This window comes from Aeromonas rivipollensis (genome assembly GCF_010974825.1).
GTDB lineage: Bacteria > Pseudomonadota > Gammaproteobacteria > Enterobacterales > Aeromonadaceae > Aeromonas > Aeromonas rivipollensis.
Map to the genome: position 1 here is coordinate 1 of NZ_JAAILA010000037.1, position 15385 is coordinate 15385.

Consider the following 15385-nt stretch of genomic DNA (forward strand, 5'->3'; position numbering starts at 1 on the left):
TCCGGCCCCCGCAACCAACTTATTATCTTTTCCCCTTCTCCATATCCATCTCGACTCTCCTGTCTATCACCCTGATCCAGCACATTAATTTATGTGGTGGCGATCCTTTGTGCCATTTGTTCGGTATCATTCTGGCTTCTGTTCATGGATGAGGCCTCTCCCTGTGATGCACGCTTTCAACTACCTTGCCCCCAAGATAACCATGCAGACCAGCACCCTGAACGAGGTGATGGCGAGCGACATTCCCGTCAAACTGCTGCTGGTCGCCGAGACCGGGCGCGACGCCCTGCTGGCGCAACCGGCCTTTGCCGGAGTGGCGGCCCAGATAGCCCTGGGTCTGCCGGCCCCTTACCGGCTGGCGGATGATCAGGGCCTGCAGCTGGTGCTCTTCGTGGACTCGGCGCCGGTGCTGGATCACCGGCTCTACAAGCAGGCTCGCACCTGGACAGCCCCCCTTGCGGGTCTCAAGGTGGCGCAGCTGGCGCTGCACCTGGAGGGCTTCGATGAGGCGCCCCGGGCGCTGCTGGCCGAGCTGGTGCTCGCCACCCTGCTGGCGGCCAATGTGCCGCTGCCCACCCAGAAACGCGCCGACGAAGCGCCCATCGGCTATCAGAGCCTGACCCTGTCTCCCCCCTGCATCCTGGATCTGGCCCGCATCGAGGCCGAGGCTCAGGGCAACGGGCTGGCCCGTCATCTGGCCGTGCTGCCCGCCTCCGAGTTGAACGCCGCCAGCTACCGTGTCTTCGCGCGGCAGCTGGCGCAGGCGGAGGGCTGGCAATGGGAGGAGTTCGATGAGGCGGCCCTCGCCAAGCTCGGCGCCGGCGCCTTCCTGGCGGTGGCCAGGGGCTCTGAGGACAACCAGGCCGCCATCGTCAGGCTCAGCTATTGCCCGGCCAATCCGGTGCGCCGCATCGCGCTGGTGGGCAAGGGGATCTGTCACGACTCCGGGGGCTATAACCTGAAAGTCGGTGGCAGCATGTATGGCATGCACCTGGACATGGGGGGCAGCGCTGTGGCGCTCGGGACCCTGCATGCCATCAGCCGGGCCAAGTTGCCCTATGAGGTGCACTGCTGGCTCGCCATCGCCGAGAACCACATAGGCCCCCGTGCCTACCGACCGGGGGAGGTGGTGACCGCCCTCAATGGCACCACCATAGAGGTGGTGGACACCGACGCCGAGGGGCGCATGGTGCTGGCGGATGCCTTGGCGCTCGCGGCCAAAGGGGAGCCCGATCTGCTGATCGACTACGCGACCCTGACCGGCGCCTGCAAGCGGGCGCTCGGCAGCCGCTACAGCGGCGCCTTCACCAATCGCCCCGACTGGCTTCCCGAGCTGATACGCCTGGGGCAGCAGAGCGGTGAACGCATCTGGCCCTTCCCGCTGGACGAGGATTTCGATGACAATCTCGATAGCGAGTGGGCCGATCTGTTACAGTGCGCGCCTGGTAGCTCGCCGGATCACATTGACGCCGCCCGCTTCCTCAGCCGCTTCGTGCCCGGGCAGACACCCTGGTTGCACCTCGACTTGAGCGGTTTTCGCAACAAGGGGGGCAACGGCGTGGTCGGCAGCGAAGTGACCGGGTTTGGCGTCAGGCTGTCGCTGATGCTGCTCGCCAGCCCGCTCGGGATGGCCGAGCCCGCCACATGAATCGCCAAGTACAACCAATGAGGACAAGCGTGAAACAAGCAAGCTATGACTGGGTGTTGTTCGATCTGGACGAGACCCTGCTCGATTTCCCGGTCGCGAAGGCACTGGAGCGCACCCTGCAGATCTATGGCGTGACGCCGACGCCCCCCAGGATGGCGGCCTATCACGAGCTGAACCACAGGCTGTGGCAGCAATACAACTCAGGCGAGATAGACGCCACCTGGCTGCAGCAGACCCGTTTTTCGATGTTTGCCGAGCAGGTGGACGTGGCACCCATGGCGATGAATGACACCTTCCTGCAGCAGATCATCGCCCTGAGCGTGCCGCTGGAGGGGGTGGAGGAGACCCTGCTGGCCCTGAAGAGCCGGGTCAGGATGGGGATCATCACCAATGGTTTCAGCCTGCCCCAGCGCGGTCGTCTCGACAAGCTGGGCTGGAATGAGTGGTTTGAGCCCCTCGTTATCTCCGACGAGGTGCAGGTGACCAAGCCGGCCGCCGCCATCTTCCAGCACGCCCTGGATCTGATGGGGCAACCGAGCCCGGCGCGGGTTCTGATGGTGGGGGACAACCCCAAGACCGACATCGCCGGTGCCGCCGCCCAGGGGCTGGCGACCTGCTGGTACAACCCCGCCCGCCAGCAGGGGCCCTGCGAGGCGACTCACGAGATCCATCACTTCGCCCACCTCTCTGACATAGTGCTGGGACGCTGAGCCAGGCGCTAAGCGGATCCGCAAAGACACAAAAGGCAGCCCTCGGGCTGCCTTTTTTCATCTGAGGCGTTCTCAGGTGCCGAGGCGGCTGAGCAGCCAGGCCTCGAGCAGGGCGACGCCGGGGGCCAGCACGGCCTCGTCGAAGTCGAACTCCGGATGGTGATGAGGCGCCGCCAGATTGGCCCCCAGGATCAGGTAGGCGGCCTGGCCGCCATTTTGCTGCACTCGCTCGATGAGAAAACCGGCATCCTCGCTGGCACCGAAGCGGCGGCTGTGGATGGTTTCGAGCTTGAGCGCCTCGGCCAGGGGCACTATCTCCTCGAGCAGGGCCGGGCTGTTCTCTATGCCGATGGCTTCCCCCTGCTTGCGAATGAGGTAGCTGGCCCCCTGCATCATGGCGGCCCCTTCCACTATCTGCTGCACCTGGCCGAACATGTAGTCGTTGAGGGCCGGGGTGGCGCCCCGGGTCTCTCCCTGCAGGCGAGCGTGACCCGGGATCACGTTGCGACCGCTGCCCCCATTGAGCTGGCCTATGTTGATGCGGGTCATGCCGTCCCGGTGGCGGGCAATGCCGAGCATGGCGGTGGTGGCCGTGCAGGCCGCCGCCAGGGCGTTGTTGCCGGCGTTGGGCTCGAGCCCCGCGTGGGCGGCGCGTCCCATGAATTCCACATCGAACTTGGTGGAGCAGAGAAACTCGGTCGGATTGACCACCAGTTCGCCGCTGTTGGCATGAATGCCGATGTGCAGCGCCAGCAGGGCATCCACGTCGTCGAGCTGACCACCCGCCGCCAGCGCCTTGCCGCCGCGACACCCCTCTTCGGCAGGCTGGAAGAACAGCTTGATGCGGCCGTTGAGCCGCTCGGCCAGGGCGCTGATCCGCTCGGCCAGCACCAGCCCGATGGCGGTGTGGCCGTCGTGGGCGCAGGCGTGCATCCAGCCCGGGTTGGAGGAGTGCCACCCCTCCTGGCAGGGCTGGTGCGCCGGATCCCGGCTCTCTTCCACCTCTACCGCATCTATGTCGAAACGAAACCCCAGGGTGGGGCCGGGGCGGCCGCTGTCCCAGACCCCCATCACACCGGTGATCTCGTCGATGCGGGCCAGCCAGTCGGGGTGTGCCCCCTGACGCAGGGCTCGCTCCTTCTGGGCCGCGACGTCGATCTCTCGTCCCATGATGAGGTTGCTGGCCAGCAGCTTGTCCCCCAGCATGACGGAAAAACCGAGTTCGGACAGGTGGTGGGCGATGAGGGCACTGGTGCGAAATTCACACCAGGCGGCTTCGGGGAGACGGTGAAGGTCACGGCGCCAGTGGCGCAGAGCATCCTGAGTCATGGTGATTCCTGCATGGCAAATCCAGTGGACATTGTGACGGGCAGGGGGACAAGAGTAAATCCCGCACAGACAGATGCAGCAAGGGGAGCACTGAGGCTCCCCTTGCAACAACGGCGATCATGACGCCCAGGTCGTTAAATGCTCACAGATAGCCAATAAGTCCTGACTGGCATCCTGTTCTTGCGCAAGGCTTCAAAAACCCATCTTTGTGGGTGTTTTTGCGGCCTGGTGAGGCCATCAAGACCCAGGGCAAGCGGCTTCCTGACCGATTAACCGCCTTAGAGCTGTGCCAGCGAGGGCAGAGAGACGGCAACCAGAGTGAAAAACACGGTAAAAACGGCGGTAACAACGAACTCTTTCATTATTTTGTCTCCCTTGGCTGACTGATGATGAGACCAAGATACCACAATGACAGGGGATAACAATGAAAAATGTATTTATATGACCAATTTCACTTGGTGGCGATGTAGTGCCATGTTTTTGTAATTTTGTGGCTGTTTTATCGTCTTGTCATGGGGAGATCAATTTCATGCATGTCATTGATGCCATTATTCCTTTTATATACAGATAGTTACTGTTTATCGTTTGTGTTTTTTGATGGGTTTTGTACGAAGCTCTTTTAATGACCTTCAACTTTTGTGACGGAAAATGGCAGGGCGATGCGCCTGAAAGTGTCGCCAATGATGGGTTGGCTGGCTGGTATCACCATTTCCCTTGTCTCATCACTTTTACCTGCCCGCCATGGGATAAGCCCAGTCTGGGCGGTGCTTTATCGTCATCACCTCCCGGCAGAATTTCAATTCACAGAGGAAAACAGGGCAAAACAGCAGACATTCGGCAGGGGAAAGACCCGCAGCTTGGCCCGCCAAGCCGCTCATTTTGGACATTATTGGCTGCAGGTATGAGCCTGCATCCACAGGTGCACAGAGACAGATTCTAGGCATGGGGTTGCTTGTTGTCAGAGGACGCAAGGGGCAGGGCGAGAGGTGTCCTGAGAAGCACATCGGCCAGGGACGTGCGGGTTCCAGGCTGAGCAAGCCCTATGGCCCAGGGGCAGGCAGAAGTGCCGGCAAGAGGGCGGGCAAGACGAGGGAGTGAAGGGAGCAGGCGTCTGCTGAAGAGGGGTGAATGAGAGAAGTGAAAAGAGAAAGGGGAGAAGAGAGTGCGCGCCTATCTCGCCAACTTATCTGGCAGAAACGCAACGGGGTGCGGATCGGCGGGCTGGCTTATGGACAAGGCAGGAAGGGCGGTGGCCTGTGTCTGCCAGCAGACTGCGCTGATGACAACCGGCAGGCATGAAAAAACCCTCCAACGGAGGGTTTTTGTCACAACAACCTGCATGAAGCGCCAGGGGGCTTAGAACAGGGTGGTGGAGAGATCGTACAGCTCCTGATCGAAGGGGCGCTTGAGGTTCTCGATGCAGTCGATGATGTCGTGGTGCACCATCTCGTTGCCCTGGATACCGACGCAGCGGCCACCCTGACCGGCCAGCAGCTGCTCGACGGCAAAGGCACCCATGCGGCTGGACATGATGCGATCGCGAGCGGTCGGCGAGCCGCCACGCTGGATGTGGCCCAGAATGGTGGCGCGGGTTTCGCGGCCTGTCATGGCTTCGATGTCCTTGGCCAGGGCGTTGACGTCGGTGACGTGCTCACAGATGGTGATGATGGCGTGCTTCTTGCCTTTGGCTTCGCCTTCCTTGATCTGTTGCAGCAGCTTCTCTTTGTCAAAAGCCACTTCCGGCACTATCACGTACTCGGCGCCACCGGCAACGGCGGCGGACATGGCCAGATCGCCACAGTGGCGGCCCATGATCTCGACCACCGAGATGCGGTGGTGGGAGCTGCAGGTGTCGCGCAGACGGTCGATGGCGTCGACCACCACGTTGAGGGCGGTGTCAAAGCCGATGGTGAAGTCGGTACCGGCGATGTCGTTGTCTATGGTGCCCGGCAGACCTATGCAGGGGAAACCCTCTTCGGTCAGCTTCTTGGCACCCATGTAGGAGCCGTCACCGCCGATCACCACCAGGGCGTCGATGCCGTGTTTTTTCAGGTTCTCGATCGCTTCGGCGCGCACTGCAGGGTCCTTGAACGCGGGGAAACGGGCAGAGCCCAGGAAGGTGCCGCCGCGGTTGACCACGTCGGAGACGCTGTGGCGCTCGAGCTTGACGATCCTGTCCTGATGCAGACCGAGGTAGCCATCATAGATGCCGTAGACTTCCAGGCCATGATGCAGACCGGCGCGCACCACGGCGCGGATGGCTGCGTTCATACCCGGTGCGTCACCACCACTGGTCAAAACACCAATACGTTTGATTTGTTTGGTCATGAGTGCCTCTGGATCTGAGTTGTCGAATATCAATATCTGAAAATGGGGCCAGCCGTTTTTACTATATCGGCTTTCCTATGGAAGAAGGGGACCCATAGGAAAGCGATATCAAGAGAGGGGCCAGGCCCCTCTCTTGCGTCACTTACTGGGCGGCGCCAGCGATGATCTGGGAGAAGTCGTCCACTTTCAGGGACGCACCACCCACCAGGCCACCGTCGATGTCCGGCTGACCGAACAGATCGGCAGCGGTCGCGCCAGTGACGGAGCCACCGTACAGGATCTGTACTTTGGCAGCGACGGCAGCGTCGAAACCGGCCAGGTACTGACGGATGTGAGCGTGAACGGATTGCGCGATTTCCGGGGTGGCAGTCTTGCCGGTGCCGATGGCCCATACCGGCTCGTAAGCCACGACGGCGTTCTCGAAGGAGGCGATGCCGCAACGGTCGATGACGGCTTTGAGCTGGGTCTCAACCACGTTCTTAGTCACGCCGGCTTCGAACTGCTCCAAGGTCTCACCGATGCACAGAACCGGCACCAGGCCGCCTTTCTGGATGGCTTCGTACTTGGCAGCTACCACGTCGTCGGTCTCTGCGTGCAGGGTGCGACGCTCGCTGTGGCCGACCAGGGAGTAGGTGCAACCGAAGGCTTTGAGCATGGAGGGGGCGTTCTCGCCGGTGAAGGCGCCGGACTCGTGAACGTCGGCGTTCTGGGCACCGTAAGCAATCTTGCTGCCAGCGGTCAGCTGTTCAACCAGACCCAAAAAGATAACCGGCGGGCAGACGGCGACTTGCACGGAAGGATGAGCGGCAGCAGCCGGGGTCAGTCCTTTGATCAGAGCTTCGACAGAAGCTTTGGTGCCGTTCAGTTTCCAGTTACCCATTACCAGGTGCTGTCTCATCTTCTCAATCTCCTAGGCATTTGATTGCGCAACATTATATGAATTGAACCGAGCCCAAGATAGCTGACCCGGCGGCAAATGACGTAATTTTTTTTCGCTTTCCTGATCCAAATCAGGAATGCAAGAACCGATCGCTCAATCGTTAACCTGCCCCCGCAAACGGGCCCACCATACCCCAATCCACTCGTGAATGGCAGCCTCGGAATACATCAGGTAACGCCCCTTGGGCAGGTAGCTGTAGAGGGGCTGCGCCACCTGACTCTGCTTGGCGGTGTAGTCTGTGGGGGCCGGCACCGCATCGAGTCCCTGGCCGCGATAGAGCGCCATGGCCCTGGGCAGGTGGGTGGCCGAGCTCACCAGCGCCACCCGCTTGCCCTTGAGGTGGGCGCTGATGCTGACCGCCTCGTCATGGGTGTCTTTGTTGTTTTCAAACAACGTCATTCGGGATCTCGCTATCCCCAGGCTCGCCGCCATGCGGGCGTTGACCTCGGCATTGGACAGGGGATCCCCGGACACATAACCGGAGAAGATGATCTTGGCTTCTGGATAGGCTTGGGCAAGCCGCACTCCCTCCAGGGTGCGGGCCTGGGAGATGTTGTTCTGCCAGGAACGCTCGGGGATCGCCGGATCGCTCACATGACCGTTGCCGAGCACCACTATGGCCTCGATATCCGGATGCTGGATCACCTCGAAGGGCGGATAGGTCTGCTCCAGGCTGCGGGCCAGCTCATAGCTGACGGGTCTCATCCCCATCAGGGCGATGATCACCAAGGAGAGGGTCGCCAGCAGCTTGCCGCTCTTCTGAAAGCGGGTGAACCAGAGCAGCGCGAGCGCCAGCAGCAATAAGGAGAGGGAGAAGGGCAGCGGCATCAGCAGCTGGCCTAACCATTTTTTAAGCTCAAACACAGTGGTGTCGTCCTTGAGTTTTCAGCGGATCCGGGATGTGACAGAATACCCCTCTTTTTTCCTGTGGCCCAATCCTGTGTGGTTCCTCCAGCGAGCCCTCACGGCGGGGCGGCCGAAGATGAGAGTGTCTTGAAGCAAGATCAGAGTTTTGACGGGCGCGCCGACAAGTTCGCCCGCAACATTTATGACTCCACCAAGGGGCGCATTCGCACCACCGTGGTGTGGAGCGACATCGAAGCCTGCCTGGCGCGCCTTGGCAACAGGCCGCTGCGCATCCTGGATGCCGGCGGCGGCTTTGGCTACTTCGCCCAGAAGCTGGCGGCCATGGGCCACCAGGTGGAGCTGTGCGATCTCTCGGCAGAAATGCTGGAACTGGCCCGCAGCCAGATCGCCGAGAAGGGGCTGGAAGACAGAATCCGTCTCATCCATTGCCCCATTCAGGATCTCAAGGCCCATGTGACCGGCACCTTTGATCTGGTGCTCTGCCACGCCGTGCTGGAGTGGCTCGCCGAGCCCCGCCAGACCCTGCTCGGTCTGTTCCCTTTCGTCAATGCAGGGGGCATACTGTCGCTGCTTTTTTACAATCGTCATGGCCTGCTGTTCCAGAGCCTGGTGGTGGGCAATTTCGACTATGTGCGCCAGGGGCTGAACAAGAAGCGTCAGACCGCGCTCACGCCCACCAACCCCCAGTTGCCGGAACAGGTCTATGACTGGATAGGCCGGGGGGGCCTCAAGATCATCGGCAAGACAGGGGTGCGGGTCATTCACGACTACATGCGCCACAAGCAGGAGCAGGTCGAGAAATTCGATGATCTGCTGGCCATGGAGCAGCACTACTGTCGTCAGGAACCCTTTGTTTCCCTCGGGCGCTACATCCATGTGATGGCCCAGAAGCCGGTCGGCTGAGGGTGGTCATGGGGGCCTGAATGGTCGGGATGCAAGGGTTTATGCGGCCGGGATACCGCCGCCGGGGTTGCCCATCCCCGGGTCCAAATCACCACGAGGGGTCTTGTGCCCCCGTTTATAACAACGAGATGATAACGTCATGATGAGTACATCCCGTACCCTGCCAGAGACGGTGGGATGGGTCAGACAGGAGGGCCTCTCCTTGAATCTGCCCACCGACAGGCTGGCCTTTCTGATTGCGATCAAGACACTGTCCGAGGACGAGTCTGATCTCTCGGAGGCCGCGCTGCACGACGCCTTCGGTTATGTGAGCAGCGCCTTCGGCCAGATGGACGAGACCCTCTCCGGTCGCGCCAACAACGCCATCAACGATCTCATTCGCCAGCAACTGCTGTCGCGCTTCACCACCGACATGGTGGCGGGGGAGAGCCTCTATCGCCTGTCGCGCCTTGGCATGAGCATCGTCGACTTCTTCATGGATCAGCGCCAGGTCGATTCCATCAAGCTCTCCATCCTGCTCGAACACCTGGCATCCGAGCTCGACACCGCCCGCAAGGCGGCGCTTGAGACCAATACCCGCGAGCAGTGGGATGCAGAGGTGCTGCCGCGCCTCTCCTTCTCCCTGGAGGAGACGCTCGGGCGCATCGATCTCACCCAGCGCGCCATGGACGAGCAGCAGAATCAGGTCAAGAACGAGATAGCGGCCCTGCTGACCCAGAACTGGATCGACGCCATCCACAGCTGCGAGAAGCTGCTGCGCGAGACCGGCCAGACCCTGCGCGAGCTGCAGGATACCCTGGACGCCGCCGGCCACCGGCTGCAGGCGGGGCTGCTCAACATTCAGGAAGCGGCCCAGGGGCGCGACGATCTCTTCCACGTCGAGGAGCTGACCCATGCCCTGCAGGGGCGGCTCGACGTCATCACCTCCTGGGGCCAGCAGTGCATCGAGCTCTGGTCCCGCTATGACAGGCACGTCCACAAGTTCATCCGCAACGCCATCGACATGGACAAGAACCGCGCCTTCAGCCAGCGGCTGCGGGAATCCATCCGCAACTTCGAGCAGCACAACTTCTTGCTCAGAGTCGCCGAGGAGCCGCGCCTCTTGGAGCTGCGGGACGAAACCATCGCCATCCACGACGAGGAGGTGACCGGCGAGGTGCCCCTCGAGATGGAGTTCATGGAGATGGTGGACATCAACCAGGCGCTGGCGGAGCGCATCGAGCGCTATCTGGCCCGCTATCCCGAGCAGGGGCAGCAGTTGGACCTGGCCGATGTGCTGCGGGAATACCTGCTCGATTTTCCGGCCCACGCCCACTTCGACGTGGCGCGTCTGCTGATAGACCAGGCCGTGCGCCTCGGCCATGCCAGCGGTGAGCGCGAGCTGCACCGCCAACCCGCATGGAAACCCATTAACCAAGCTGGATCCAAGGTTCAGGCCTATGTCATTGATCAATTCTGAGTTTCCCTTGCCCCTGCGGCTCGCAGAGGCCATCGCCAACCCCTTGTTTCCGCGCATCGACACCGCCCTGCGCTCGGGGCGCCACATCAGTGCCGACGATTTCGAACAGCATTCGGCCCTGGTGGAGTTCCATGGCGAGCTCGAGCTCTTCTACGGCCGCTATCAGGTGGAACTCATCAAGGCGCCTGAGGGCTTCTTCTACCTGCGTCCACGCCCCAGCGCCGACATCGGCACCACAGTGCTCTCCGAGCTCGATATGTTGGTGGGCAAGGTGCTCTGTTACCTCTATTTGAGCCCGGACAGGCTCGCCTCCGAGGGTGTGTTCACCATGGCTGAGTTGCAGGAGGAGGTGCTCGGTCTGGCCGACGAGAAGCAACTGCTGCGCATGGTCAACAGCCGCTCCGGCGGCACCGATCTGGACAAGAAGAAGCTGCTCGAGAAGATCCGCACCTCCATGCGCCGTCTCAAGCGCCTCGGGATGATCACCGCCCTTGGCAACAGCGACAAGTTCAGGGTCAACGAATCCGTGTTCCGCTTTGCCGCCGATGTGCGCTCCGACGAGGATCCCCGCGCCGTGCAGCTGCGGATGATCCAGGAAGGGGAGGCCATCTTCCACGACGACGAGATGCCGAGCAGCGATTCGCTGTTTGACGACATCGAGGGAGATTTGGATGAAGAGCAGCTGGAGCTGGAGGTGGAAGATGATCTGCAACGTTAATGTTATGGCACAGATGGAGTCGGCCGGTTTGATGGAGAGTGTGGCGTGAGAGGCAAATTCAAATCCCTGACCATGGTCAACTGGAACGGCTTCTTCGCCCGTACCTTCGATCTCGACCAGCTGGTCACCACATTGTCCGGCGGCAACGGGGCGGGCAAGTCCACCACCATGGCGGCCTTTATCGCGGCCCTGATCCCGGATCAGTCCCTGCTGCATTTTCGCAATACCACGGAAGCGGGCTCCAGCAGCGCGTCCCGTGACAAGGGGCTCTACGGCAAGCTGCAGCGCGGCCACTGCTATTCGCTGCTGGAAGTGATGAACAGCCGCGAGCAGCGGATCTGGGTCGGCGTGCACCTGGAGCAGGTCGCCAACCGGGACAACAAGGTCAACATCACCCCCTTCGCCCTGGTGGACGTGCCTGAGCAGCTGCAACCCACGGATCTGCTGCTGGAAAAACTCCATGACGGCAAGGGCCGGGTGCGTGCCTTCACCGATCTGAAGGGGGCCGCCGCCGAGCTGGGGGCCATGAAGGTCGCCAAGTTCAATACGGTGACCGATTATCACAACTTCATGTTCGAGTTCGGCATCACGCCGAAGAAACTGCGGGATCAGAAAGATCGCGGCAAGTTCTATCGCCTGATCGAGGCCTCGTTGTATGGCGGCATCTCTTCGTCCATCAGCCGTTCCTTGCGGGAATACCTGCTGCCGGAGAACTCCGGTGTGCGCAAGGCGTTCCAGGACATGGAGGCGGCCATCTACGAGAACCGCCGCACCCTGGAAGCCATCAAGGAGACCCAGGGCCAGCGGGATCTGTTCAAGAACCTCATTACCGAGACCACCCACTATGTGGCGGCCGAGTATGTGCGGGGCGCCGCCGAGAAGAGCCGTCTCTCCGAGCTGGCCCTGAAGGCGCGCGCTGAGCTCGCCGGCAAGCGTCGCCTGCTGGCGGAAGAGAAGCAGCGCGCCATCTATCTGGCGGACGAGGTGGATCAGCTCAGCAACCGCGAGAAGCTGTTGACCGACGAGCTGGAGTCCGCCGCCGAGCACCTGGCCAAGGTGATGGCCGCAGTGGCGCTGCAAAAGAAGATAGAGCTGTATCGCGCCGATCTGCGGGAGCTCAACGACAAGCTCGAGCAGCAGCAGGCGGTGGTGGAAGAGATCCACGGCCAGTTGCTGGAGGTGGAGGAGCGCAAGGAGCTGGCCCAGGCAGAAGTAGACAGCCTCAAGACCCAGCTCGCCGACTATCAGCAGGCGCTGGACATTCAGCAGACCCGCGCCATCCAGTACCGCCAGGCGGTGCAGGCGCTGGAGACGGCCCGCGCGCAGTGCGAACTGCCGGGACTGACCGCCGAACAGGCGAGCGACAGCCTGCATCAGTTCCGCGCCGCCGAGCAGAGCCTTACCAGTCGAGTACTGGGGGCCGAGCAGCAGCTGGCGCTGGCCAAGGCCGCGGTGGCCGAGCATCAGGCCGCCCTGACGCTGCTGCTCAGCATCGCCCCCGAGACCGCCCGCGAGGCCGCCTGGCCCACGGCGCAGGCGCTGCTCAAGCGTCACATCGAAGACAAGGCCCGCATCGCGCAGGGGCAGGGGCTGCGCGCGGCGCTGGCCCGCCTCGAGAAAGAGAGCGACAGCCAGAAGAATCTCTTCAAGTTGCGTGACGAGCTGCAGCAGGCGTCTGGCCAGCTGATCGCGAGCCAGGACGAGCTGGAGCTGTTTCTTGAGGCCCAGCGCAACCGTCAGGAAGAGCTCGCCGATCAGCAGGCGGAGGCGAACCAGCGCCGCGCCAGCCTCGAGCATCAGGGCGCCCAGCTGGGCCGCGATATCACCGAGCTGACCAGGCTGGCGCCGCGCTGGCTCAAGTCGTTCGAGAAGCTCGAACAACTGCGCGAGCAGAGCGGATTGCCGCTGGCCACCGCCGAGGAGCTCTCGGCCGGTATGCAGACAGTGCTCGACAAGGAGCGGGAGTTCGAGCAGGAGAGCAACCGCATCCAGGGCCAGAAGCAGGCCCTGGAGCTGCAAATTCGCAACCTGCAGCTGGGGGCCGGGGAGGCGGATCCGCGCCTGGCCCGCGTCGCCGAGCAGGTGGGGGGCGTGCTGCTCTCCGACGTCTATGACGACATCTCCATCGACGATGCCCCTTACTACTCGGCGCTCTACGGTCCGGCTCGCAGCGCCTTGGTTGTGCTCGACCTTGAGGGCGCCATCGAGCGACTGAAAAAGCTGGAAGATTGCCCGGAAGATATCTACCTCATCCAGGGCAACCCCGACTCCTTTGACGAGGATCTGGTGGAAGCGGACGAACTGGGGGACGCCGTGCTGGTGCGCACCAGCAAGCGCCAGGTGCGCTTCTCCCGCTACCCCGAGCTGCCGCTCTTTGGCCGCGCCGCCCGGGAAAAACGCATAGAGCAGCTCGATCTCGAGCGGGAAAATCTTATCGAGGGCTACGCCAAGGCCGCCTTTGAGCAGCAGAAGTACCACCGACTCTACGGGCATTTTCGCGACTTTATCGGCCAGCATCTGGATATCGCCTTCCGCCCCGATCCGGAAGCAGAAGTGCAGGCCAAACAGGCCGAGCTGCGCGCGCTGCAAGGGGCCATGGCCGAGTGCGACAAGCAGCTGAGTGAGGCCAAGGCGGCCGCCGCCCAGCTGACTCGCCATATCCAGCTGGTGCAGGGGATGCTGCCCTTTGCCCATCTGTTTGCCGAGACAGACCTGGCGGCTCGTCTCGAGGCGGCCTACGCCGACATCGAGGCCCTTAAAACAGCCGAAGCCTTTGTGGCCCAGCACGGCAAGGGGCTCGAGAAGCTTGAAACCCTGGTGCAGGTGCTGCGCCAGGATCCCCAGGATCTCTCTGCCCTGCAGGCAGCCTTTGACGAGGCGAGCGAACTGCTGGCCGAGCAGAAGCGCCGTTGCTATGCCCTCGATCAGCTGGTGGCCCGTCTGCCGCACTTTGCCTATCAGGATGCGCAAGACCTGCTGGGCAAGGCCTCCGAGATGAGCGAGCGACTCAAAGAGAAGCTCAAAGCCGCCGAGCTGGCGGCCCGCACCGCAGGGGAGCAGCACAAGCAGATTGCCCAGCGTCACACCGAAGCGCTGCAACTGCGCACCGCGCTCGATTCCAGCGCCTCGGCCAAGGGCCAGACCCTGGCGGAGTTCGAGCAGGAGCTGGGGGCCATGGGGCTCACCCTGTCGGACGACATGGAGGAGAAATCCCGCGCCCACAAGAAAGAGATCGAAGAGCTGCTCATTCGCACCCGCTCCCGTCGCACCAGTGCCGAGGCCCAGTTGCAGGTAACCAAGCGCGAGATTGAATCCTTGGGCGGTCGTCTCAAGCTCGAAGGCAAGGACTACTTCGGCGCCCGTAAATCCCTGGTGGGCCACAAGGCGAACTGGTCGCGGGTGGTGCGGCTGGCGCGGGAGACCGATGTCGAGAAGCGCCTCAACAAGCGCGAGCTGGCTTATCTTGACAGCGACGAGCTGCGCTCCATGTCGGACAAGGCCCTCGGCGCCCTGCGGGTGGCGGTGGCCCACGACGAGGCCCTGCGCGATGCGCTGCGCCTCTCCGAGGGCAACCGCAGCACGGAGCAGAAGGTCGCCTTCTACGTGCAGGTCTACCGTTACCTCAAAGATCGCATCCGCAACGACATCATCCGCTCGGACGATCCTGTGGAGGCCATCGAGGAGATGGAGATCGAGCTGGCGCGGCTTGCCGACGAGCTCAAGCAGCGGGAGAACCATCTGTCCCTCTCCTCCCATGAGGTGGCGGCCAAGATCACCAACATCATACGCCGGGAGCAGAACCGCATCCGGGTGCTCAACCAGGGCCTGCAGAACATCGCCTTCGGCCTGGTGCGCGGGGTGCGCCTCAACGTCAACATCCGCGAGGCCCACACTCGTCTCTTGACCGCGCTTGCCGATCAGAGCGCCATGCACAACGATCTGTTCGCCGACAAGGAGCTCAGCTTCTCCGAGGCCATGGCCAAGCTGTTCCAGCGCCTGAACCCGCAGATAGAGCAGGGGGAGCGCAACTATCAGGTGATGGGGGACGTGCTGCTGGACTATCGCAACTACCTGGAGCTCGAAATCGAGGTGCAGCGTGGTGCCGATGGCTGGCTGCGTGCCGAGAGCGGCGCCCTCTCCACCGGTGAGGCAATAGGTACCGGTCAGGCCATTCTCTTGATGGTGCTGATCAGCTGGGAGGAGGAGTCCCGCCGTCTGCGCGGCAAGGACATAGCCCCCTGCCGTCTCTTGTTCCTCGACGAAGCGGCGCGCCTGGATGGCAAGTCCATCGCCACCCTGTTCGAGCTGTGCGAGCGCCAGGACATGCAACTGCTCATCGCGGCGCCGGAGAACATCAGTCCCGAGAAGGGCACCACCTACAAGCTCATCCGCAAGGTGCAGGGCAAGCACGAGCACGTGCACGTGGTGGGGCTGCGGGGCTTCGGTTTCGCCGATGACAAGCTGATCGCCTGACCTCTTCCCC

The 15385-nt window shown here is 62.3% G+C and carries 11 protein-coding genes; 7 read left to right on the plus strand and 4 right to left on the minus strand.

Annotated elements, in window-relative coordinates; genetic code table 11:
• The first annotated feature begins 163 nt into the window (after positions 1-163).
• Positions 164-1648, plus strand: a complete 1485-nt coding sequence (locus tag G4923_RS19185) for a M17 family metallopeptidase (RefSeq protein WP_163138005.1) — start codon at positions 164-166, stop codon at positions 1646-1648.
• Positions 1649-1677: 29 nt separating this feature from the next.
• The gene (gene yjjG / locus G4923_RS19190; protein ID WP_111911892.1) at positions 1678-2358 is read left to right on the plus strand and encodes a pyrimidine 5'-nucleotidase; all 681 of its coding nucleotides are present in this window, start codon (positions 1678-1680) and stop codon (positions 2356-2358) included.
• 72 nt (positions 2359-2430) lie between these two features.
• Here yjjG and G4923_RS19195 read toward each other — a convergent pair whose 3' ends face one another.
• Entirely contained in the window at positions 2431-3687 is a 1257-nt protein-coding gene (locus tag G4923_RS19195) for an amidohydrolase (RefSeq protein ID WP_163138006.1), read from the minus strand.
• 659 nt (positions 3688-4346) lie between these two features.
• On the opposite strand from G4923_RS19195, the gene G4923_RS19200 reads away from it, so the two are divergent.
• Positions 4347-4592: a hypothetical protein gene (locus G4923_RS19200; protein ID WP_163138007.1), complete on the plus strand. Its 246-nt coding sequence runs from the start codon at positions 4347-4349 to the stop codon at positions 4590-4592.
• A 451-nt stretch (positions 4593-5043) separates the two neighbouring features.
• Here G4923_RS19200 and pfkA read toward each other — a convergent pair whose 3' ends face one another.
• From pfkA to elyC, 3 genes are all read right to left on the minus strand, one after another.
• Positions 5044-6015 carry a 6-phosphofructokinase gene (pfkA, locus tag G4923_RS19205; protein ID WP_163138008.1) on the minus strand — a complete coding sequence of 324 codons (972 nt, stop codon included), beginning with the start codon at positions 6013-6015 and terminating at the stop codon, positions 5044-5046.
• Between the two features lie 142 nt (positions 6016-6157).
• On the minus strand, positions 6158-6913 hold the full coding sequence (tpiA, locus tag G4923_RS19210; RefSeq protein ID WP_111911896.1) for a triose-phosphate isomerase: 756 nt from the start codon (positions 6911-6913) through the stop codon (positions 6158-6160).
• A 135-nt stretch (positions 6914-7048) separates the two neighbouring features.
• A complete protein-coding gene (elyC, locus tag G4923_RS19215; RefSeq protein ID WP_163138009.1) occupies positions 7049-7819 on the minus strand; it encodes an envelope biogenesis factor ElyC in 771 nt (256 codons plus the stop codon).
• A 129-nt stretch (positions 7820-7948) separates the two neighbouring features.
• Between elyC and cmoM the strand changes: the two genes are divergently transcribed.
• The 4 genes from cmoM to mukB all read left to right on the plus strand — a co-directional run bounded on the left by cmoM (position 7949) and on the right by mukB (position 15375).
• Positions 7949-8725 carry a tRNA uridine 5-oxyacetic acid(34) methyltransferase CmoM gene (gene cmoM / locus G4923_RS19220; protein ID WP_163138010.1) on the plus strand — a complete coding sequence of 259 codons (777 nt, stop codon included), beginning with the start codon at positions 7949-7951 and terminating at the stop codon, positions 8723-8725.
• Positions 8726-8864: 139 nt separating this feature from the next.
• Positions 8865-10184, plus strand: coding sequence for a chromosome partition protein MukF (gene mukF / locus G4923_RS19225; RefSeq protein ID WP_163138011.1), 1320 nt, complete (start codon positions 8865-8867; stop codon positions 10182-10184).
• Positions 10165-10902, plus strand: coding sequence for a chromosome partition protein MukE (mukE, locus tag G4923_RS19230; protein ID WP_163138012.1), 738 nt, complete (start codon positions 10165-10167; stop codon positions 10900-10902). The genes mukF and mukE overlap by 20 nt, the downstream gene beginning before the upstream one ends.
• Positions 10903-10947: 45 nt before the next feature.
• Positions 10948-15375, plus strand: coding sequence for a chromosome partition protein MukB (mukB, locus tag G4923_RS19235; RefSeq protein ID WP_163138013.1), 4428 nt, complete (start codon positions 10948-10950; stop codon positions 15373-15375).
• The last annotated feature ends 10 nt before the right edge of the window (positions 15376-15385 follow it).